18 protein-coding genes and 1 riboswitch are annotated in these 21,711 nt (G+C 71.8%); of the genes, 9 read left to right on the plus strand and 9 right to left on the minus strand.

Features of this window, described 5'->3' with window-relative positions; genetic code table 11:
• Positions 1–15: 15 nt before the first annotated feature.
• Together ACMTAK_RS16300 and ACMTAK_RS16305 are read left to right on the plus strand one after the other, a co-directional pair.
• Positions 16–1,038: an adenosine deaminase gene (locus tag ACMTAK_RS16300; RefSeq protein ID WP_413806910.1), complete on the plus strand. Its 1,023-nt coding sequence runs from the start codon at positions 16–18 to the stop codon at positions 1,036–1,038.
• The gene (locus tag ACMTAK_RS16305; protein ID WP_413806911.1) at positions 1,035–1,742 is read left to right on the plus strand and encodes a glycerophosphodiester phosphodiesterase; all 708 of its coding nucleotides are present in this window, start codon (positions 1,035–1,037) and stop codon (positions 1,740–1,742) included. Before ACMTAK_RS16300 ends, ACMTAK_RS16305 begins: the two co-directional genes overlap by 4 nt.
• Before the next feature lie 109 nt (positions 1,743–1,851).
• On the opposite strand, the gene ACMTAK_RS16310 is transcribed toward ACMTAK_RS16305, so the two are convergent.
• Entirely contained in the window at positions 1,852–3,303 is a 1,452-nt protein-coding gene (locus ACMTAK_RS16310) for a gamma-aminobutyraldehyde dehydrogenase (protein ID WP_413806912.1), read from the minus strand.
• Between the two features lie 178 nt (positions 3,304–3,481).
• Between ACMTAK_RS16310 and ACMTAK_RS16315 the strand changes: the two genes are divergently transcribed.
• Together ACMTAK_RS16315 and ACMTAK_RS16320 are read left to right on the plus strand one after the other, a co-directional pair.
• Positions 3,482–3,955, plus strand: a complete 474-nt coding sequence (locus tag ACMTAK_RS16315; protein WP_020868121.1) for an Lrp/AsnC family transcriptional regulator — start codon at positions 3,482–3,484, stop codon at positions 3,953–3,955.
• 2 nt (positions 3,956–3,957) lie between these two features.
• The gene (locus tag ACMTAK_RS16320) at positions 3,958–5,319 is read left to right on the plus strand and encodes an aspartate aminotransferase family protein (RefSeq protein ID WP_413806913.1); all 1,362 of its coding nucleotides are present in this window, start codon (positions 3,958–3,960) and stop codon (positions 5,317–5,319) included.
• Between the two features lie 48 nt (positions 5,320–5,367).
• Here the strand turns inward: ACMTAK_RS16320 and ACMTAK_RS16325 are convergent, their stop codons facing one another.
• On the minus strand, positions 5,368–7,035 hold the full coding sequence (locus ACMTAK_RS16325) for a PucR family transcriptional regulator (RefSeq protein WP_413806914.1): 1,668 nt from the start codon (positions 7,033–7,035) through the stop codon (positions 5,368–5,370).
• A gap of 240 nt (positions 7,036–7,275) precedes the next feature.
• Between ACMTAK_RS16325 and ACMTAK_RS16330 the strand changes: the two genes are divergently transcribed.
• The 5 genes from ACMTAK_RS16330 to ACMTAK_RS16350 all read left to right on the plus strand — a co-directional run bounded on the left by ACMTAK_RS16330 (position 7,276) and on the right by ACMTAK_RS16350 (position 13,816).
• Complete coding sequence (locus ACMTAK_RS16330; protein WP_413806915.1) at positions 7,276–8,751, plus strand: sodium:solute symporter family protein; 1,476 nt, start codon at positions 7,276–7,278, stop codon at positions 8,749–8,751.
• Between the two features lie 53 nt (positions 8,752–8,804).
• On the plus strand, positions 8,805–10,481 hold the full coding sequence (locus tag ACMTAK_RS16335; RefSeq protein ID WP_413806916.1) for a thiamine pyrophosphate-binding protein: 1,677 nt from the start codon (positions 8,805–8,807) through the stop codon (positions 10,479–10,481).
• Between the two features lie 168 nt (positions 10,482–10,649).
• A complete protein-coding gene (locus ACMTAK_RS16340) occupies positions 10,650–11,375 on the plus strand; it encodes an ABC transporter ATP-binding protein (protein ID WP_413806917.1) in 726 nt (241 codons plus the stop codon).
• Positions 11,357–12,613, plus strand: coding sequence for a hypothetical protein (locus ACMTAK_RS16345; RefSeq protein WP_413806918.1), 1,257 nt, complete (start codon positions 11,357–11,359; stop codon positions 12,611–12,613). Before ACMTAK_RS16340 ends, ACMTAK_RS16345 begins: the two co-directional genes overlap by 19 nt.
• Positions 12,614–12,718: 105 nt before the next feature.
• A complete protein-coding gene (locus ACMTAK_RS16350) occupies positions 12,719–13,816 on the plus strand; it encodes an LOG family protein (RefSeq protein WP_413806919.1) in 1,098 nt (365 codons plus the stop codon).
• Positions 13,817–13,879: 63 nt separating this feature from the next.
• Here the strand turns inward: ACMTAK_RS16350 and ACMTAK_RS16355 are convergent, their stop codons facing one another.
• From ACMTAK_RS16355 to pyrH, 7 genes are all read right to left on the minus strand, one after another.
• Complete coding sequence (locus ACMTAK_RS16355; RefSeq protein WP_413806920.1) at positions 13,880–14,917, minus strand: ABC transporter ATP-binding protein; 1,038 nt, start codon at positions 14,915–14,917, stop codon at positions 13,880–13,882.
• Positions 14,918–16,531 (minus strand): ABC transporter permease, encoded by a 1,614-nt coding sequence (locus tag ACMTAK_RS16360; RefSeq protein WP_413812909.1) that lies wholly within the window; start codon positions 16,529–16,531, stop codon positions 14,918–14,920.
• A gap of 95 nt (positions 16,532–16,626) precedes the next feature.
• The gene (locus ACMTAK_RS16365) at positions 16,627–17,700 is read right to left on the minus strand and encodes a thiamine ABC transporter substrate-binding protein (protein WP_413806921.1); all 1,074 of its coding nucleotides are present in this window, start codon (positions 17,698–17,700) and stop codon (positions 16,627–16,629) included.
• Positions 17,696–17,800: riboswitch (TPP riboswitch) on the minus strand. Its footprint overlaps the gene before it by 5 nt.
• 73 nt (positions 17,801–17,873) lie before the next feature.
• Positions 17,874–18,980 carry a dual-specificity RNA methyltransferase RlmN gene (rlmN, locus tag ACMTAK_RS16370; protein WP_413806922.1) on the minus strand — a complete coding sequence of 369 codons (1,107 nt, stop codon included), beginning with the start codon at positions 18,978–18,980 and terminating at the stop codon, positions 17,874–17,876.
• A 72-nt stretch (positions 18,981–19,052) separates the two neighbouring features.
• On the minus strand, positions 19,053–20,222 hold the full coding sequence (locus ACMTAK_RS16375) for a phosphatidate cytidylyltransferase (RefSeq protein ID WP_262703918.1): 1,170 nt from the start codon (positions 20,220–20,222) through the stop codon (positions 19,053–19,055).
• Positions 20,222–20,779: a ribosome recycling factor gene (gene frr / locus ACMTAK_RS16380; protein ID WP_413806923.1), complete on the minus strand. Its 558-nt coding sequence runs from the start codon at positions 20,777–20,779 to the stop codon at positions 20,222–20,224. The genes ACMTAK_RS16375 and frr overlap by 1 nt, the downstream gene beginning before the upstream one ends.
• A 104-nt stretch (positions 20,780–20,883) precedes the next feature.
• Positions 20,884–21,666 (minus strand): UMP kinase, encoded by a 783-nt coding sequence (gene pyrH, locus ACMTAK_RS16385; RefSeq protein ID WP_020868133.1) that lies wholly within the window; start codon positions 21,664–21,666, stop codon positions 20,884–20,886.
• Positions 21,667–21,711: the final 45 nt, after the last annotated feature.

Below are 21,711 nucleotides of genomic sequence, written 5' to 3' on the forward strand. Positions count from 1 at the left end.
CTCCCGGAGGTTTTGTTGACCGATCTGACCACCTTCATTGCCGGGCTGCCCAAGGCGGAGCTCCATGTGCACCACGTGGGATCCGCCTCGCCGCGCATCGTGGCCGAGCTGGCCGCCCGCCACCCCGACTCCAAGGTGCCCACCGATCCCGAGGCCCTCGCGGAGTACTTCGTCTTCCGGGACTTCGCGCACTTCGTCGAGATCTATCTCTCCGTGGTGGACCTGATCCGCGACGCCGAGGACGTCCGGCTGCTGACCTACGAGATCGCCCGCGACATGGCCCGGCAGCACATCCGCTACGCCGAGCTGACCGTCACGCCCTACAGCTCGACCCGGCGCGGCATCCCGGACACCGCCTTCGTCGAGGCGATCGAGGACGCCCGTAAGGCCGCCGAGTCGGACTTCGGCACGGTGCTGCGCTGGTGCTTCGACATCCCCGGCGAGGCCGGTCTCGAGGCCGCGGAGGAGACCACCCGGATCGCCTGTGAGCTGAACCCCGAGGGGCTGGTCGGCTTCGGTCTCGGCGGTCCGGAGATAGGGGTGCCGCGCCCCCAGTTCAAGCCGTACTTCGACCGGGCCATCGCCGCCGGACTGCGCAGTGTGCCGCACGCGGGCGAGACCACCGGGCCGCAGACGATCTGGGACGCCCTCATCGAGCTGCGGGCGGAGCGCATCGGCCACGGCACCAGCGCCGTCCAGGACCCGAAGCTGCTCGCCCATCTCGCGGAGCACCGCATTCCGCTGGAGGTCTGCCCGACCTCCAACATCGCCACCCGCGCCGTCGCCACGCTCGGTGAGCACCCCCTGAAGCAGATGGTCGAGGCCGGGGTGTTTGTCACGATCAACAGCGACGACCCGCCGATGTTCGGCACCGACCTCAACACCGAGTACCAGGTCGCGGCCCATCTGCTCGATCTGGACGCGGCGGGCGTCGCCGCCCTCGCCAAGAACGCGGTCGAGGCGTCCTTCCTGGACGCCGAGGGCAAGGCGCGGCTCTCGGCGGAGATCGACGCCTACACGGTGGTCGCGGGCCGATGAGCCCGGCGGGGGCGGGATGCGTCCCGGTCGGCCACCGCGGCGACCCGTATGTGTGCCGTGAGAACACCCTGCCCTCGATCCGCTCCGCGGTGCGCGCGGGGGCGGGCGCGGTCGAGATCGACGTACGGCTGACCCGGGACGGTGTGCCGGTGTTGCTCCACGACGCCACGCTGAAGCGGCTGTGGGGCGAGGACCGGCCGCTGTCCGGGCTGACCGCCGAGGAGGTGCGGCAGCTGACCGGCGGGGGCGTGCCGACCCTGCGCGAGGCCCTCGCCCGCGCCGGTTCCACCCGGCTGCTGATCGACCTGCCGGACGCGTCGGCCGCGCCCGCCGCCGTCGCCCAGGTACGGGAGAGCGGGGCGGCCGACCGGGTGTACTACTGCGGCGCCCTGGCGGCCCTGCACGCCGTGCGCCGCGCGGACCCGGATGCCGAGATCGCGCTGACCTGGACCACGCTGGCCCCACCGCGTCCGGCGCTGCTGGCCGCGCTGCGCCCCCGGTGGCTCAACTACCGCTTCGGGCTGGTCTCCCGGGAACTGGTCGCCCGCCACCACGCCGACGGGCTGCTGGTCTCCGCCTGGACCGCCGACACCCGGCGGTCGATGTCCCGGCTGCTGCGGGCGGGCGTCGACGCGATCACCACCAACCGCGTCGCCGCGCTGGCGGCCCTGGTCCGGATGTCCCCCCTTGGCCATGACAGATGACCCTGCCATGACCAAGTGACGAGCCGGGCGCGGAAATCGGCCCGCCCCGCACGGAAACCACCCGCCCGGGGCGGACATCGGCCCGCCCCGCACGGGAGTCGGCCCCGCATCAGCCCAGGGACGTCATGACGTGCTTGATGCGGGTGTAGTCCTCGAAGCCGTACGCGGACAGATCCTTGCCGTAGCCGGACTTCTTGAAGCCGCCGTGCGGCATCTCGGCGACCAGCGGGATGTGGGTGTTGATCCAGACGCAGCCGAAGTCCAGGGCCTTGGACATCCGCATCGCGCGGGCGTGGTCCTTGGTCCACACCGACGAGGCCAGCGCGTACTCCACACCGTTGGCGTAGGAGATGGCCTGCTCCTCGTCCGAGAAGGTCTGCACGGTGATGACCGGGCCGAAGACCTCGTTCTGGACGATCTCGTCGTCCTGCTTGAGGCCGGAGACCACGGTGGGCGCGTAGAAGAAGCCCTTGTCGCCGACCCGGTGGCCGCCCGCCTCGACCTTGGCGTGCGCGGGGAGCCGGTCGATGAAGCCGGTGACCTGGGCCAGCTGGTTGGCGTTGTTCAACGGGCCGTACAGCACGTCCTCGTCGTCCGGCGCGCCGGTCTTGGTCTCGGCGGCGGCCTTGGCGAGCGCGCTCACGAACTCGTCGTGGATCGACTCGTGGACCAGCACCCGGGTGGCGGCCGTACAGTCCTGGCCCGCGTTGAAGAAGCCCGCGACCGAGATGTCCTCGACCGCCTTGGGGATGTCGGTGTCCTCGAAGACCACGACCGGGGCCTTGCCGCCGAGCTCCAGGTGTACCCGCTTGATGTCCTTGGAAGCGCTCTCGGCGACCTGCTTGCCTGCCCGCACCGAGCCGGTGATGGACGCCATGGCGGGCACGGAGTGCTCGACCATCAGCCGTCCGGTCTCGCGGTCGCCGCAGATCACGTTGAACACGCCCTGCGGATGACCCAGTTCCGCCAGCACCCCGCCGATGATCTCGGCGAACAGCACGGTGGAGGCGGGCGTGGTGTCCGAGGGCTTGATGACGACCGTGTTGCCCGCCGCCAGCGCCGGGGCGAACTTCCAAACGGCCATCATCATCGGGTAGTTCCACGGTGCGACCTGGGCGCACACCCCGACCGGCTCACGCCGGATGATCGAGGTGAGCCCCTCCATGTACTCACCGGCCGAGCGGCCCTCCAGCATCCGGGCCGCGCCCGCGAAGAAGCGGATCTGGTCGATCATCGGCGGGATCTCCTCGTCCCGCGTGAGACCGATCGGCTTGCCGGTGTTCTCGGACTCGGTGGCGATCAGCTCCTCCGTCCGCGCCTCGAAGGCGTCGGCGATCTTGAGCAGGGCCTTCTGCCGCTCGCCGGGCACCAGGTCGCGCCAGGCCGGGAAGGCGGCCTCGGCGGCGGCCATCGCCGCGTCCACGTCCGCGGCGCCCGACAGCGGCGCGGTGGCGTAGGGCTCGCCCGTGGCCGGGTTGACCACCTCCGTGGTCCGCCCGTCCGCGGCGTCCCGGAACTCTCCGTCGATGTAGTTGCGCAGACGACGCAGTTCGGTGGTCACGTGCCACCCCTCCTGTCAGCTGTCCGATTGGTGAGACACCCACAGTAGTCGCCGGTGCTGCGTTTTCAACATACCCGCCACGCCAGAACAACGGAATCAGTGTTTTCGAGGCCCCTTGACGACGAAATTCATCGAAGCAGGGTTGCGACACGGGCGAGGCTCGTGCACAGTGAGGGTCGTGGCCACACCTGACAAGAACGGCACGCCGACCCTCGACTCCGTATCCCTGGCGATCATCGAGCAGCTCCAGGAGGACGGTCGCCGGCCGTACGCCGCCATCGGAAAGGCCGTCGGGCTCTCCGAGGCCGCCGTACGGCAGCGTGTGCAGAAGCTGCTCGACCAGGGCGTGATGCAGATCGTCGCTGTTACCGATCCTCTCACCGTGGGGTTTCGGCGGCAGGCGATGGTCGGCATCAACGTCGAGGGCGATCTCGACCCGGTCGCGGACGCGCTGACCGCCATGGACGAGGTCGAGTACGTGGTCGTCACCGCGGGCTCCTTCGATCTCCTGATCGAGATCGTCTGCGAGGACGACGACCATCTCCTCGAAATGATCAACAAGCGGATCCGCACGCTGCCCGGTGTGCGCTCCACCGAGAGCTTCGTCTACCTCAAGCTCCGGAAGCAGACCTATACCTGGGGAACGAGATAGCAATGAGCGCCGACCTCTCCAAGACGGCGTACGACCACCTGTGGATGCACTTCACCCGCATGTCGTCGTACGAGAACTCCCCCGTGCCGACGATCGTGCGCGGTGAGGGCACGTACATCTACGACGACAAGGGCAAGCGGTACATCGACGGCCTGGCCGGCCTGTTCGTGGTCAACGCGGGCCACGGCCGGGTCGAGCTGGCGGAGACGGCCTACAAGCAGGCCCAGGAACTCGCCTTCTTCCCGGTGTGGAGCTACGCCCACCCCAAGGCCGTCGAGCTCGCCGAGCGGATCGCGGGCTACGCGCCCGGCGACCTGAACAAGGTCTTCTTCACCACCGGCGGCGGCGAGGCCGTCGAGACCGCGTGGAAGCTGGCCAAGCAGTACTTCAAGCTGACCGGCAAGCCCACCAAGCACAAGGTCATATCCCGGGCGGTGGCCTACCACGGCACCCCGCAGGGCGCCCTGTCGATCACCGGTCTGCCGGGGCTCAAGGCCCCCTTCGAACCGCTGGTCCCCGGCGCCCACAAGGTCCCCAACACCAACATCTACCGCGCCCCGATCTTCGGCGACGACCCCGAGGCGTTCGGCCGCTGGGCCGCCGACCAGATCGAGCAGCAGATCCTCTTCGAGGGCGCGGACACCGTGGCCGCGGTCTTCCTGGAGCCGGTGCAGAACGCGGGCGGCTGCTTCCCGCCGCCGCCCGGGTACTTCCAGCGGGTCCGCGAGATCTGCGACCGCCATGACGTGCTGCTCGTCTCGGACGAGGTCATCTGCGCCTTCGGGCGGCTGGGCACGATGTTCGCCTGCGACAAGTTCGGCTACGTCCCGGACATGATCACCTGCGCCAAGGGGATGACCTCCGGCTACTCCCCGATCGGCGCGTGCGTCGTCTCCGACCGGCTCGCCGAGCCCTTCTACGAGGGCGACAACACCTTCCTGCACGGCTACACCTTCGGCGGCCATCCGGTCTCGTCCGCCGTGGCCCTGGCCAACTTCGACATCTTCGAGCGCGAGGGCCTCAACCAGCATGTGCTGGACAACGAGACCGCGTTCCGCTCCACGCTGGAGCGGCTGCACGATCTGCCGATCGTCGGCGATGTCCGGGGGAATGGTTTCTTCTACGGCATCGAGCTGGTGAAGGACAAGGCCACCAAGGAGTCCTTCGACGAGGAGGAGACCGAGCGGGTCCTCTACGGCTTCCTCTCCAAGGCGCTGTTCGAGAACGGGCTGTACTGCCGCGCCGACGACCGCGGCGACCCGGTCGTCCAGCTGGCCCCGCCGCTGATCGCCGACCAGGCGGTGTTCGACGAGATCGAGCAGGTGCTGCGAACGGTGCTGACGGAGGCGTGGACCAAGCTCTGAGGCTGACGTCAGCAGCTCAGCCGCCGTCTGAGCTCGAGGCCTCGTGTTTCACGCCCACTTGAGGGCGAACCACAGCTCCATACGGACGTCCGCGTCGCCCAGGTCCACATCCAGCAGGGCCCCGGCGCGGGCGATCCGCTGACGGACCGTATTGCGGTGGACCTCCAGCGCCACCGCCGTACGGTCCCAGCTGCCGTGCAGCGACAGCCACACCCGCAGCGTCTCCAGCAGCGCCGGTGCGCCCTCGAGCGGCGCGAGCAGGGCCTGGCCGTGCGCTCCCGCCTCGGCCGGGTCCACCAGCGAGCCGACCCCGCCCGCGCGGGCCGGGCCGTCCCGCACCAGCGGCACCCGTTCGGCCACCGCCCGCCGCAGCGCGCGGGCGGCGTCGGCGCCGCCACGCGTCAGGTCCCCGGCCGGTACCGGCGCCCCGACACCCAGGGTCCAGCCGGGCTGGGGCCGTACCTCCCCCTCGCCCGGGACGAGGGCGCTCAGCGCGTCCCCGTCGAGGTCGACCAGCGGGGTCCCGAGCCCGGCCGCGAGCGCCGCCGTGGCCAGCAGCCCGTCGTCCCGGCCACGGCCACGCCGCCGCCCGTGCACCACGGTCCACAGCCCGCCGTCCTCCGGAGGCTCAGGGGACGTCCCCGGCTGCCCGGACTGTGCGGGCTGCCCCGGCTGCCCCAACTGCCCCGACTCTCCCGGCTGCCCCGGCTGCCCCGGCTGCCCCGGCTGCCCCGGCTGCCCCGGCTGCCCCGGCTGTCCCGGCTGTCCCGGCGAGGGACTCAGCAGCCCCGCCACCCGCGCCGGTTCGGCGCCGAGCATCAGCCGCACCAGCGCCGATGTGCGCTCGGCCTCGGCCCCGACCACCCGGCGCGCCGTCAGCAGCGACAGCAGCACCACGGCCACCCCCACGATCGCCCCGTCCGCCCCGTCCCGCCGGGGTGCGCAGACGCCGAGCGCGAGCCGGTCCTCCGGCCCCGCCGGGCCGCCCAGCCCGTACGCGGTCAGCAGCAGTTCCTCACCGGCCGCGCCGGTCGCCCTGCCCGCCGCCGAGGACGGGCCCGAGCGCAGCCGCGCCGCGAGCGCGCCGAGCGCCTTACGGGCCTCGCGCGGCGGCCGCGGCCCGGCGGCCGCCAGCTCCGCGCCGTCCGGGGCGTCCGGACCGGCCGGGCCGTAGAGCACCGTCCAGGCCCCGAGGTGCTGGCCGAGCTGGCGCAGCACGGCCGGTACGGGGTGCGGGCGCGCCGCGGCCGTCGCCAGCGACTGCTGCGCCTCGGTGAGGCTGCGCAGCTCATGGTGGCGGCGCTCGGCCATCGCGTCCCATACGGCGCTCGCCACGGCCGTGAAGGTCGTCTGCCGGGGCACCTCCACCAGCGGCAGCCCGTGCCGGTCGCACGCCTCGGCCAGCGCGCGGGGCACCGTGTCGTGCACCGGCGCGATGCCGAAGCCGAGCGCCGCCGCGCCCGCCTGGACCGTACGGGCCACATAGCGGTCCCAGTAGGTGCCCGCGCCCGCCGCCTCCGGGCAGTGCACCCCCGCGCTGAGCAGCAGCTCTCCGCCCAGCAGATACGGGACGGGATCCTCCATCTCGCTGGTGTGGACGAAGTAGACGGGCGTGTCCGTCTCGCGCCCGCCCGCGACCTGCCGCAGCCCCAGGGCGGGGTGGCGAAGGAGGGTGGAGAGCGGGACGGGGGCCGTCGGGGGGACGCGGTCGTTCATCACGGCGGACCTCGCGAGGGGATGGTTCGTACATCCCGGGGATCGGGAGTGGAGGAAACGTACACTTCCCGGACGCTTCGGCGACACCTAGGGTCTCCGTCACTCCCCACATTCCCCACACCTCCCCGGGGCTCGATCCCCGCGGATCGCCGGGACCTCCCGATCCCATGCGTCCCCGCCCGCCCGACGTCCCGACCTCCCGAACGCCAGCCGACCCCCGCCGGACCGAGGAGCACCCCCATGACCGCTGTCGACTACACCGTGATCGTCGTCTATCTCGCGGGCATGCTCGCGCTCGGCTGGTGGGGGATGCGCCGCACCAGCTCCACCAGTGACTTCCTGGTCGCGGGGCGGCGGCTGGGGCCGCTGATGTACTCCGGGACGATGGCCGCGATCGTGCTCGGCGGCGCGTCCACCATCGGCGGCGTCGGGCTCGGCTATCAGTACGGGCTCTCGGGGGCCTGGATGGTCATCGCCATCGGTCTCGGGCTGCTGGCGCTGTCGGTCTTCTTCTCGGCGCGCATCGCCCGGCTCAAGGTCTACACGGTCAGCCAGATGCTGGACCTGCGCTACGGCGGCTCCTCCGGGCTGATCTCGGGCATCGTGATGTGGGCCTACACCCTGATGCTGGCGGTCACCTCGACCATCGCCTACGCCACCATCTTCGACGTGATCTTCGGGCTGGACCGGGTCGTCGCCATCGTGCTCGGCGGGGCGATCGTGGTCTGTTACTCGACGCTCGGCGGCATGTGGTCGATCACCCTCACCGACATGGTGCAGTTCGTCGTCAAGACGGTGGGCGTGCTGCTCCTGCTGCTGCCGATCGCGGTGGTGAAGGCGGGCGGCTTCGACGCGATGAAGGCCGAACTCCCCCACGGCTACTTCTCCCCCATGGGCATCGGCGGCCAGACCGTCTTCACCTATGTGCTGATCTACTCCTTCGGCATGCTGATCGGCCAGGACATCTGGCAGCGGGTCTTCACCGCCCGCGATGACCGGGTCGCCCGCCTCGGCGGCACCGCGGCCGGTACGTACTGCCTGGCCTACGCGGTCGCGGGCGCGATCATCGGTACGGCGGCCAGGGTGCTGTACCCCAAGCTGGGCGCCCCGGACGACGCGTTCGCGACCATCGTCAAGGACGCCCTCCCGGTGGGCGTGAAGGGGCTGGTGCTGGCCGCCGCGCTGTCCGCGGTGATGTCCACCTCCTCGGGCGCGCTGATCGCCTGCGCGACGGTGGCCAACAACGACATCTGGGCCCGGCTGCGCGGCCGTACGCTCCGTACGGCCGGTGCCTCCCATGACGAGATCGGCGGCAACCGCGTCTTCATCCTCATCATGGGCGTCGCCGTGATCGGCATCTCCGTGGCGCTCAACGATGTCGTGGAGGCGCTGACCGTCGCCTACAACATGCTGGTCGGCGGGTTGCTGATGCCGATCCTGGGCGGGCTGCTGTGGAAGCGCGGCACGGGCGCGGGCGCACTGGCCTCGGTCGGTGTCGGCGGCCTCACGGTCATCGCGCTGATGGGGTGGAAGGGCATCCTCGCCAACGAACCCATCTACTTCGGGCTGCTGGCCTCGCTGGTGGCGTATGTGGCGGTCAGCCTCGCCACCAAGCCGACGGACGCGGCGATCCTGGACGTCTGGCGGCGACGGCTGGCCGGTGAGCCCGCCGCCCCCGTCTCGGAGACCACCAGTCCGGCCACCGCAGGCGCCTGACACGGCGTCACGCTCGCTCTCTTCGATACACATCGTCAGAAAGGCACCAACCCATGCCCACCGCACAGCGCGCGCGTCACGGCGGCGATCTCGTCGTGGAGTCCCTCACCGCGCTCGGGGCGAGCACCGTGTTCGGGCTTCCCGGACAGCACGCTCTGGGGGCGTTCGACGCGCTGCGGCGGTCCCGGCTCACCTATGTGGGGCTGCGGGTGGAGAACAACGCCGGGTTCGCCGCCGACGCCTTCGCGCGTGTCACCGGCACGGTGGCGCCGCTGCTGGTGTCCACCGGGCCGGGGGCGCTGATGACGCTCGCCGCGCTGCAGGAGTCGGCGGCGGCGTCCGCGCCGGTCCTCGCCATCGGCAGCCAGGTGCCGACAGCGGGGCTGGGCGGCGGGCGCAAGGGCTATCTGCATGAACTCGTGGACCAGAAGGCGTCGTTCCGCGACGTGGTGAAGTCCGTCCACACCGTCCGTACCGCCTCCCAGATCCCCTCTGCGGTCGCCGCCGCCTGGGCGTCCGCGCTGGAGGCCCCCGCCGGGCCGGTGTGGCTGGAGATCCCGCAGGACGTGCTGCTCGCACCGGTCTCCGTGCCGCCGGTGACCTCGCTGCGGGCCGAGCCCCGGCCGCTGCCGCCCCGGCCCGAGCTGACGGCGGAGGCGGCGAGGCTGCTGAACGCCGCCGAGCGTCCGGTGATCCTCGCCGGGGGCGGGGTGGTGCGCGCCGGGGCGCGGCAGGAGCTGCGGGCACTGGCCGAGGCGCTGGACGCTCCCGTGGCGACGACCTTCGGCGGCAAGGGAGCGTTTCCATGGGGTCATCCGCTCTCGCTCCAGTCCTGGCTGGAGGACGCGCACACCACCGAGTTCCTGGAGGACGCCGACGTCCTGCTGGTCGTCGGCTCCGGACTCGGCGAACTCTCCTCCAACTACCACACGTTCAGCCCGCGAGGCCGTCTCGTACAGATCGAGGCCGACCTCGGCAAGCTGGAGTCCAACCATCCGGCGCTCGGCATCCACGCCGACGCCCGCGAGGCACTGGCCGCCCTCACCGAGGCCGTGACGCCCCGCCCGCCGGGCACGGCGGCCAAGGCCGCGGCCGGGCTGCTCACCCGGGTGCGGGAGCGGATCGACGCACAGGGCCTGGAGCTGGAGCGGCGGGTGCTGGACGCGGTGCGGGACGCGCTGCCCGATGACTCCCCCAGCTTCTGGGACATGACGATCCTCGCCTACTGGGCCTGGTCCGCCTTCGATCCCCGTGCGGGCGCCCTGCACTCGGCGCAGGGCGCGGGCGGCCTCGGCTACGGCTTCCCGGCCGCCCTCGGGGCCGCCGCCGCGGACCGCGGACGGCCGGTGCTGGCCGTGTCGGGCGACGGCGGCGCCATGTACTCGATCGCCGAACTCGCGACCGCCCATCAGTACCAACTCCCCATCACCTGGCTGATCGTGGACGACGGCGGCTACGGCATCCTGCGCGAGTACATGACGGACACATTCGGCGAGGCGACCGCCACCGAACTGTCCCGCCCGGACTTCGTCGCGCTGACCGAGTCCTTCGGCGTCCCGGCGGTCCGTACCACACCCGAGCGGCTGCGCGCGGACCTCGCCGACGCCCTCGCGGCCCCCGGGCCGTCGGTCGTGGTACTGCCCGCGCTGCTGCGGATGTTCGCGCCCACCCACCTCGACCGGCTCACCGACGGCGGTCCCGATGGCGGCCCCGGTCCCGATCAGGGCTGATCGGAGCCCGACCCGATCAGGGCTGATCGGAGGAAATGGGGGCCACCCGCGCCGAGCCTGGGCCCGGGCCCCCACCGGAGTCCTTACCGTGCCAGTGACCCATTGGCTCCGCGCTCGTTCCCCCAACCGGGGGAACGAGACGGTCGCAGGTAAGGCGAGGTGCTCGGGATGGTGGCTCCGCCGGACGACGACATGCTCGCGGCACACACCGTGTCGTACGCCTACGGCGGCTCGCCCGCCCTCATCGGGGTCTCCCTCGGCGCCCGGAAGGGCGAGATCGTCGCCGTCACCGGTCCGCGCGGCTGTGGCAAGACCACTCTCCTCGCCTGTCTGGCGGGCCAACTCGTCCCGGACAGCGGGGAGGTGTGGTTCAAGGGCGTGCCCGTGCACAGCCTCCCTCCACTCGGCCTCGAACGGCTGCGGCGCGAGCACTTCGGCTGGATCGGCACCGAACCCCAGCTCGTCCCCGAGCTCACCGCCTGGGAGAACGCGGCGCTCGCCCTGATGCTGCGCGGCACCGGGCGGCGCGCCGCGAAGAGCGCCGCGTGCGAGTGGCTGGACCGGCTCGACATCGGCGAGTTCGCCCGGGCGCGGCCCGCCGCACTGCTGCAGTCGCAGCGCCAGCGGGTCGCGCTCGCCCGCGCGCTGGCCGCCGGACCCGGTGTGCTCTTCGCCGACGAGCCCACCGCCCCGCTGCACCAGGCCGACCGCGCCCAGATGCTGCGCACCCTCACCTCGGCGGCCCGCTCCCACGGCATCACCGTGGTCCTCGCGACGCACGACCAGGAGGTGGCCACCCTCGCCGACCACACCGTCGCCCTGCTCGACGGGCGCCGGATGGGCTCGGACCCCTCCGAGGCGGAAGGCAGGGCCGCATGCTCAGCCTCCGCCTAGCCCGCGGCGCCCGCCCGTCGGTACTGCTGCGGCGGTCGCTGGTCACCGTCGCGGCGGCGGGCGCGAGCTTTCTGCTGCTGAGCGCCCTCGGGTTCGCCTCGGGCCATCCGGACGACTCGCGGGGAGCGGTGGGGCGGCTGCTGTGGTGCCTCGTACCGCTGGCCGCGACCGTCCAGCTGGCCATCGCCGTAGGCCGCGCCGACCCCAGCACCGGCCCTGGCCCCGGTTTCGCGGCGGCCGGAGTCGGCCCGGCCCGGGCGGCGCTGCTCGCGGCGGTCTCGATGGCGGCCGCCTGCGCGCTCGGCGGGGCGCTGGCACTGCTGGTCTTCCTGCATCTGCGCGGCGATCTCGGGGACTCCTGGCTGGACTGGGCCGGAAGCGGGACGGCCGGCCGGCAGTTGGGCGGCGGCTGGCCGTTGCCCTTGGCCGGTACGGTCACGCTGCTCGCCGTCGTCCCCGCGGTGGTGGGCGCGGCGTGTGCGGCAGAGCTGTGGCCCCGGCAGCCGAGGGCGGTGCACCAGCCGGTCCGCGGGCCACGGGGCGCCCGCCGCCCGGCGGCCCCGGCCCGGCCCACCGTTGTGACGGGGCCGGTCGCGCCCCGGCCCCACCAGGCCACCTCCGGACTTCCCTGGGGCATCGCCCTGACCGCGGCCGGACTCGCCCTGCAGGCGTACGCGAGCGGTGACGCACCCCCGCTCCCCGACGCCCTGCTCGCCGTGCCGGGCCGGCTCGGCGGCAACCCGCCCGGTGTGGTGGGCGGCTGGGCGCTGGCGGCGCTCGGGCTGGTGCTGGCCGGGCCCGGCCTCACCCATCTGTGCGGCAGGCTGCTGGCCGTCGGCCGGCCTGGCGTGCTGCGGCTGCTGGCCGGACGGATGCTCCAGCAGGAGGCCGGGCTGATCGGACGCCCGGTCGGCGCGCTGTGTGCTCTGGCCGCCGCCGGATTCACCGTCCTCGAACTGTATGGAAGGGCCTCCGGGCCGTCCGGCGCCCATGCCTTCGGCCCGCTCACCGGCCTGGGCGCGGCCCTGGTCACGCTGTGCGCCGCGGCCACGACCCTGACCGCGGTCGTGGAAGCGAGGAGCGCGCGCGAGCGCACGACGGCCGCCCTGGTCCGCCTCGGCGCCCCGGCCCGGCTGCTCCGCGGGGCGGCCGCGCTGCGCGCGTCGGCACTGCTGGCGCTCCTGGTGCCGCTGGTGTGGGTGGTGGCGCATCTCACGGCGATGCCGTTCCACCGCTGAAAATCCCGGGTGTCGGTGTTCATGTCTGGATTGTGCGGCGAAGCGGCCCGGTCACGATTGCCCCAATCCACAGCCCCCTGCCTCCGGTGTGATTAGCATGTCGGCGTGCAGGAACCAGACCGGGAAATAGAGTCCATCGAGGAGTTCGACCAGGTCGTCGCCCGCGGCACCCTGGCCGGGTTCCGGGTCCAGTCCGTGGACCTGACAGGCCGTACGGCCGCGCTCCTCTCCACCGACACCAGCGAGGCCGTCTTCCTCGGCTGCCCGATGGAGACCGAGGCGGCGGCCAAGGTCCGGGCCGGGGGCGCGCTGGTGTTCCCGCCGGTGCCGGATCTGCCGTTCGACCCGTACCGCGGCACCCTCTACTCCCCCGCGGAGCTCTTCGAGGGCCTCGCCGAACACGGTTACGTGCGGACGCCGGACGCGCTCGCCTACGCCTGGTTCCAGCGGACCAAGACCGACGGCGACATCTTCGCCTCGATGCTGCGCTCCATCCACGACGACGCGGTCTCCGACGCGCTCGACGAATTCCTCGTCGGGACGCGGGTGGTGGGCGTCATGGGCGGTCACGCGCTGGAGCGCGGCTCCGACGGATTCGCGGGCGCCGCACGGCTCGGCCGTGCCCTGGCGCGGACCGGCCTCACGGTCGCGACGGGCGGCGGGCCGGGCGCGATGGAGGCCGCGAACCTCGGCGCCTACGCGGCCCCGCACGAGGACGCGGTGCTGGACGAGGCGCTCGAACTGCTCGGCAAGACGCCCTCCTTCCGGCCGTCCATCGGGGCCTGGGCCGAGGCCGCCTTCGCGGTGCGCGAGCGCTGGCCGGACGGCGGGGCGTCGGTCGGCATCCCCACCTGGTTCTACGGGCATGAGCCGCCGAACGCGTTCGCCTCGCACATCGCCAAGTACTTCGCCAACGCCACCCGTGAGGACGGCCTGCTGGCGCGCTCGACCGCGGGCGTGGTCTTCCTGCCCGGCGCCGCCGGGACCGTCCAGGAGATCTTCGACAACGCGACGCCGAACTACTACGAGTCGCGCGGTGAGCCGACCCCGATGGTGCTGGTGGACCGGGACCACTGGACCCGGCGGCTGCCGACCTGGCCGCTGCTCGAAGCGCTCGCGGAGGGACGGTCCATGAAGGCCCGTATCGCCCTGGTGGACTCGGTGGACGAGGCACCCGCGGCGCTGCTGTCGATGCTGGCCTGAGCGGCGGCGAGGAAGCGCTGAGTACCAGGGGAGGCGTACCAGCGGAGGCAAGGGGCCCCGGCGTCAGGGCTCGGGGTCCAGGAGCACCACGTCGCCCGGATCGATGACCGCCCCGACCCGGGCCCCCGCCTCCGGGGCGTCCCGCAGGGCGCAGGACGCCTCCAGACGCGGCGCGGCCGGGTCCGACAGCCGCAGGATGAGCGCCACATGGTCACCGCGGAAGGTGCGCGCCGCCACGGTGCACGCCAGCCCCTCCCCGGGGTCCGTCAGCCGCACCCCGGCGGGGCGGACCAGCAGCCTGCCGGGGCCCGGCCGGGAACCGGGCGGCACGGGCAGCTTGCCCCATACGGTGTCGGCGACGTCGCGGTGCACGATCGCCTCGACCACATTGTCGAAGCCGAGAAACCGGGCGACGAACTCGGTGGCGGGCCGCTGCCACACCTCCAGCGGGGTGCCCGTCTGGGCGATCCGGCCGTTCTCCATCACCACCACCCGGTCCGCGAGCGCGAACGCCTCCCCCTGGTCGTGGGTGACCGCGAGAACGGTGGTGCCCAGCCGTTCGAAGAGCTCGCGCAGCTCCACCACCAGCCGCTCCCGCAGCCCCCGGTCGAGCTGACCCAGCGGCTCGTCCAGCATCAGCAGCTTGGGCCGCGGGGCAAGCGCGCGGGCGAGCGCCACCCGCTGCTGCTCACCGCCGGAGAGCGAGTCGACGGGGCGGCGCTGGGCGCCCGGCAGCCCCACCAGCTCCAGCAGTTCGGCGACCCGGCGATCCGCCTCCGCACGGCCCACCTTGCGCATCCGCAGCCCGAAGGCGACATTGCCGCCCACGTCCCGCTGCGGGAACAGCTGGTGGTCCTGGAACATCAACCCCACGCCGCGCCGGTGCGTAGGCACCCCGCTCTGGTCGCGTCCGGCGAGCCACACCCGGCCGGTGTCGGGTCGCCGCAGCCCGGCCACCACGCGCAGCATGGTGGACTTGCCGCTTCCGCTCGGCCCCAGCACACAGACCGTCTCGTGCTCGGCGACCTCCAGGTCCACGGCGTCCAGCGCGTCGCGCCGGCCGAACCTCACGGTCACCTCGTCCAGTCGCAGCAGCGTCATTCAGAACTCTCCGGAACGGTCGGTGCGGATGCGCTCGAGCGCCAGCAGCGATCCGGCGCAGACCAGCATCAGGATCGTGCTCAGGGCCATCGCCTGCCCGTAGGTGAGCTGTCCGGCCCGGCCCAGGAAGCGGGCGATGGCCACCGGGAGGGTCGGATGGTCGGGGCGCGCGATGAAGACGGTCGCCCCGAACTCGCCCAGGGAGACGGCGAACGCGAAGCCCGCCGCGACCGCCACGGCCCGTCCGACCAGCGGCATGTCCACCTCCCGCCAGACCCGCCACGGGGACGCCCCGAGCACGGCCGCCGCCTCCCGGAGCCGGTGGTCCACCGCCCGCAGCACCGGCAGCATGGTCCGTACGACGAAGGGCACGCCCACCAGGGCCTGGGCGAGCGGCACCAGGACCCAGGAGGCGCGCAGATCCAGCGGGGGCTCGTCCAGGGCGATCAGGAAGCCGAACCCCACGGTGACGGCCGAGGTGCCCAGCGGCAGCATCAGCAGCGCGTCGAAGCCCCGCACCAGCCTGCCCGCCTTACGGGTGAGCGCCGCGGCGGCGAGACCGCCCACGACGAGGGCGAAGACGGTGGCGACCGCCGCGTACCACAGGGAGTTCCCGACGGCCTCCATGGGAGCCACGAAGAAGGTGCCCCCGCTGTCCGCGGCCGACCGCAGCGCCTCGTAGTAGGTGAACCCGTAGCCGTCCGGTCCGTTCAGCGAGCGCTCCACCAGCACCGCGAGCGGTGTCACGATCAGCAGCGCGACCACCGCCAGCACGCCCCACAGCAGCGCCCACTGGGCCGGGCCCTTCGGGCGGCGCGCGGTGCGGCCCGGGTCGACGAGCCGCAGGGCGCTCTCGCGGCGCCTCACTGTCCACGCGTGCAGGGCCAATACGGCCGCCACCGCGGCGAACTGGAGGAGGGTCAGCACCGCGGCCGAGGGGAGGTCGAGCAGTTGCGCGGTCTCCCGGTAGATCGCCACCTCCAGGGTGGCGTAGCGGGGGCCGCCGAGGATCTGGATCACACCGAAGGAGGTGAAGGTGAACAGGAACACCATCAGCGCGGCCGCGGCCACGGCCGGGGCCAGGGCGGGCAGCGTCACCCGGCGCCAGGCCGACAGCCGGCTCGCGCCGAGTACTCGCGCGGCCTCCTCCTGGCGCGGGTCGAGCTGGGCCCACAGCCCGCCCACGGTCCTGACGACGACCGCGTAGTTGAAGAAGACGTGGGCCAGGAGGATCGCCCAGACGGAGGTGTCCAGCCGCACCCCCCACAGCTCGTCCAGCAGCCCGCCCCGGCCGAGCAGGGCCAGGACGGCCGATCCGGCGACGACGGTCGGCAGGACGAACGGCACGGTCACCACGGCCCGCAGCAGCCCCTTGCCGGGGAAGTCGAAGCGGGCGAAGACATACGCGCCGGGCAGCGCCACCGCGAGCGTGAGGGCGGTCGACGCGACCGCCTGCCAACAGGTGAACCACAGGACGTCCAGCGTCGCCGGATCGGTCACCACCTCGGCGATCCGGCCGAACCGCCACCGACCGCCGACACGCAGCCCCCGGGTGACGATGGCGGCCACGGGATAGGCGAAGAAGACCGCGAAGAAAGCGAGCGGCACCGCCATCAGGGCGAGCCGGAGGGCGATCGCGCGACGGCCGCCGCCCTCGCCCCTATCGGCCTTACGGTGGTCATTGGCCTTCTTACGGTTCTCGCGGGGCTCTACAGGACCAGCGAGGACCATGTCTTGACCCACGGCTCACGATTCTTGGCGATCTTCTGCGGCGCCAGGGTGGCCGAGTCGGCGATCCTGACCCCGTATCGGGTGAACAGCTCCGGCAGCTTGGCGTCCTCGCGCGCCGGGTTGACGTACATGTTCAGCGGGACGTCCTCCTGGAACCGCTTGCTCAGCAGGAAGTCCAGCAGCGCCTTGCCGCCCTTGGTGTTGCCCGCGCCGTTCAGCAGTCCGGCGAACTCCACCTGCCGGAAGCAGGTGCCCGTCGCCACCCCGGTGGGGGCCTTCGCGGGCTTGCTCTTGGCGTCGGCCACCTCGGCGGGCGGGCTGGAGGCGTAGGAGACGACGAGCGGCCGGTCGCCCTTGCCGCCGCCCGCCGAGCCGGAGAACCGGTCGTAATACGCCTGCTCCCAGCCGTCGACGACCTCGACGCCGTTGGCCCGCAGCTTCTTCCAGTAGCCCTTCCAGCCGTCGTCGCCGTACTTCGCGGCCGTGGCGAGGAGGAAGCCGAGACCGGGGGACGAGGTGGCCGCGTTCTCAGTGACCAGGAGGTTCTTGTAAGCGGGCTTGGTCAGATCGTCCAGCGTCCGGGGCGGCGTCAGCTTCTTGTCGGCGAAGTACTTCCGGTCGTAGTTGACGCAGATGTCGCCGAAGTCGACGGGGGTGACGCGGTGCTCGGCCCGGTCGAGCTGAAGGGCCGCCGGGACCTTGTCGAGGCCCTTCGCCGGGTAGGGGGTGAACAGGTCGTTGTCGAGCGCACGGGAGAGGAGCGTGTTGTCGACACCGAAGAACACATCGCCCTGGGGATGGCCCTTGGACAGGATCGCCTGGTTGACGGCGGCTCCGGCGTCGCCCCCGGCCTGCACGCGCACCTTGTAGCCGGTCTCCTTGGTGAACTCCTTGAGGACCGCCTTGGAGGCCGCGAACGAGTCATGCGTGACCAGGGTGACCGTCTTGGAGTCCGAGCCGCTCTTGGTGTCCTCGCCGCAGCCGACGAGCGCGCCCAGGGCCAGTGAGGCGAAGAGGGCGGCCGAGATGGCACGCCGAAGCTGACTGTTCATGGTGATGCTGACTCCCTACGCCGGTATGACCCGGATCAGGTCCGAGGGTCTGCGGCCGTGCCGCACTCTCAGCGCTCTGAGCGCTCCCCTGTCGGAATGTTCACTTGTACGGATGTTCGCTTCTATGACGATCGCATGATGCAACGATGCCCAGGCACCGTATCAGCCGGTGCTCAGCGCTCCGAAGCGGCCAGCTGCCCGCAGGCCCCGTCGATCTCCTGGCCCCGGGTGTCCCGGACGGTCACCGGCACCCCGTGGGCCTCCAGGGCCGCCACGAACGCCTTCTCGTCCTCGGGCCGCGACGCCGTCCACTTGGAACCGGGCGTCGGATTGAGCGGGATGAGGTTCACATGCACCCGGTGGCTCTTGAGCAGCCGGCCGAGCAGATCGGCGCGCCAGGCCTGGTCGTTGATGTCCTTGATCAGCGCGTACTCGATGGAGATCCGGCGGCCGGACTTCTCCGCGTACTGCCATGCGGCGTCCAGGACCTCGCGCACCTTCCAGCGGGTGTTGACCGGCACGAGGGTGTCGCGCAGCTCGTCGTCGGGCGCGTGCAGCGACACCGCGAGCCGGCACTTGAAGCCCTCGTCCGCGAACCGCAGCATCGCCGGGACGAGGCCGACGGTGGAGACGGTGATACCGCGCTGCGACAGACCGAGCCCGTCGGGCTCGGGGTCGGTGAGTCGGCGGATGGCGCCGACGACACGGTTGTAGTTGGCCAGCGGCTCGCCCATGCCCATGAAGACGATGTTGGACAGCCGGGCCGGGCCACCGGGGATCTCCCCGTCCCGGAGGGCCCGCATCCCGTCGACGATCTGGTGCACGATCTCGGCGGTGGACAGATTCCGGTCCAGCCCCGCCTGCCCGGTGGCGCAGAACGGGCAGTTCATCCCGCAGCCCGCCTGTGAGCTGATGCACATGGTGACCCGGTCCGGGTAGCGCATCAGGACGGACTCCACGAGCGTGCCGTCGAACAGCCGCCACAGCGTCTTGCGCGTGGTGTCGTCGTCACAGCTGATGTGCCGCACCACGCTCATCAGATCCGGCAGCAGCCCGGCGGCCAGCTTCTCGCGCGCGGCGGCCGGGATGTCGGTCCACTGAGCGGGGTCGTCGGCATAGCGCGCGAAGTAGTGACGCGACACCTGACCTGCCCGGAAGGGCTTTTCCCCGAGGGCGGCGACGGCCTCCCGGCGCTCGGCGGGCGTGAGGTCGGCAAGATGCCGCGGGGGCTTCTTGGCCCCACGCGGCGCGACGAAGGTGAGTTCTCCGGGCTTAGGCATGGTTCACCCAGTGTCGCAGACATACGAACGGCCCCGCGCCGGGAGTGGCGCGGGGCCCGTGGGCGGGCGTGGTCAGCCGCCACCCACGAAGATCACCAGCAGCAGCCACACCACCGGCGCGGTGGGCAGCAGCGAGTCGAGCCGGTCCATGATCCCGCCATGGCCGGGCAGCAGCTTGCCCATGTCCTTGATGCCGAGGTCGCGCTTGATCATGGACTCGCCGAGGTCGCCGAGGGTCGCGCTGACCGCGGCGGCGAGGCCGAGCAGCAGGCCCTGCCACCAGACGCCGTCGTCGATGAGGTACTGCATGCACAGGGCGCCCGCGACCATCGCGAAGGCCACCGCGCCCAGCAGCCCCTCGCGGGTCTTGCCGGGGCTGATGCGCGGGGCCAGCGGATGCTTGCCGAAACGCCAGCCCACCGCGTACGCCCCCGTGTCGCTGACCACGGTCAGCAGCAGGAAGGTCAGGACCCGCCACGGGCCGTCGTCGGTGTCGAGCATCAGCGCCACGAAAGTGGCCAGAAACGGCACGTAGAAGGCGGCGAAAACGCCTGCGGTGACATCCCTGAGGTAGTTGTCGGGCGGCTCGGTCATCCGCCAGACCAGCACCGCGAGCGCAGTGAGGGCGACCGCCACCACCGCGCCCTGGGCACCGCGCACATAGCCGGCGACGACCATGGCGACCCCGCCGACGGCGAGCGGCACCAGGGGGACCCGGATGTCCTTGCGCTCGGCCAGCCGCGAGGTCAGCTCCCAGAGCCCGACCACCACCGCGACCGCCACCACGCCGACGAACACGGGCTTGTAGATGAAGAGCGAGGCCAAGATGATCACACCGAGGCCGATGCCCACCCCTATCGCGGCGCGCAGGTTCCGGCCCGCGCTCTTCTTGCCCTGCCCGGTGCCGGGCGCGCCGTCGGCGGAGGCCGGGTCGGGCGCGGGCTCGGGGGGCGTCGGCCGGCGCCCGGCGGGCTGCCGGGGGCCGGGCTGCGGCTCCCGCTCGTCGCGGAAGAGGGGGCCGCTCAGCCGAGCGGCCCCCCGGTCACGGTCGGCGGCCTCGCCGGAGTCGCCGCCTGCGTGGGGCACGGTGGGCATGGGGCGAGTTTGCGCCGCCTCACCCACCTCGTGCGCGGGACCCGCCGAAGAAGTGGGCACCTCCCAGCCGTAGCCGGGGGAGGTGCCCTGACGGCCCGGTCCCCGGAGTCCGGCGCTTGGTGGGGCCCCCCAGGAAGAGTCGTTCATCAGACCTCGAGCAGCTCGGCTTCCTTGTGCTTGAGCAGCTCATCCACCTGCGCGACATACTTCGCCGTGGTGTCGTCGAGCTCCTTCTCCGCGCGGCGCCCCTCGTCCTCGCCGACCTCGCCGTCCTTGATCAGCTTGTCGATGGACTCCTTGGCCTTGCGGCGGACGCTGCGGATCGAGATCTTCGCGTCCTCGCCCTTGGCCTTGGCGACCTTGATGAACTCCTTACGGCGCTGCTCGGTGAGCTCGGGGAACACCACACGGATGATGTTGCCGTCATTGCTCGGGTTGACGCCCAGATCGGAGTCCCGGATCGCCTGCTCGATGTTGCGGAGCGCGGTCTTGTCGAACGGCGTGACCACGGCCATCCGCGGCTCCGGCACCGAGAACGACGCCAGCTGATTGATCGGCGTCAGCGCACCGTAGTAGTCCGCCACGATCTTGTTGAACATCGCCGGGTGCGCACGCCCGGTGCGGATCGCGGCGAAGTCCTCCTTGGCGACCACAACGGCCTTCTCCATCTTCTCCTCGGCCTCGAGGAGGATCTCTTCGATCACCACTTGCTCCTGGTGTTATCAGTAAGCAGAGCCTCGCCCCTGCGTGCGTCTTCTCCTGCACGGTGTCCGACCGGCAGGCCGTTGTCCATCCCCCGTTCGAGCCGTCAGGCCCGGGAGCCCTGGTCGCTCACCAGCGTGCCGATCTTCTCACCCTTCACCGCACGCGCGATGTTTCCTTCGGCCAGGAGCTCGAAGACGAGGATGGGCAGCTTGTTGTCCCGGCAGAGCGTGATCGCGGTGGCATCTGCGACCTTGAGATCCCGGGTGATCACCTCGCCGTACTCCAGGGCGTCGAACTTCACCGCGTCGGGGTTGCGGGCGGGGTCGGAGTCATAGACCCCGTCCACGCCGTTCTTGCCCATGAGCAGGGCCTGCGCGTCGATCTCCAGCGCTCGCTGGGCCGCGGTGGTGTCCGTGGAGAAGTACGGCATACCCATACCCGCGCCGAAGATGACCACACGCCCCTTCTCCAGATGGCGCACCGCACGCAGCGGAATGTACGGCTCCGCGACCTGGCCCATGGTGATGGCGGTCTGGACGCGGGAGTCGATGCCCTCCTTTTCCAGGAAGTCCTGGAGGGCGAGACAGTTCATGACGGTTCCGAGCATGCCCATGTAGTCCGAGCGGGCCCGGTCCATACCGCGCTGCTGCAGTTCCGCACCGCGGAAGAAGTTTCCGCCGCCGATGACGATGGCGATTTCGGCACCGTCCCTGACCACGGCGGCGACCTCGCGGGCGATGGCGTGCACGACATCGGGGTCGACACCGAGTCCCCCGCCTCCGGCGAACGCCTCGCCGGACAGCTTCAGCAGGAAGCGACCGTGTGGGGCCGCGCCGTGCGCCTTCTTGTCATCGGCGGCCTGTTTGGCGTCCGCGCCGTGATTCATTGGAGATCTCCTCGTGCACATACGAAGGAGGCCACTGCCGGACGG

It is taken from the genome of Streptomyces lacaronensis (assembly GCF_047337785.1).
Classification (GTDB): Bacteria; Actinomycetota; Actinomycetes; order Streptomycetales; family Streptomycetaceae; genus Streptomyces; species Streptomyces lycopersici.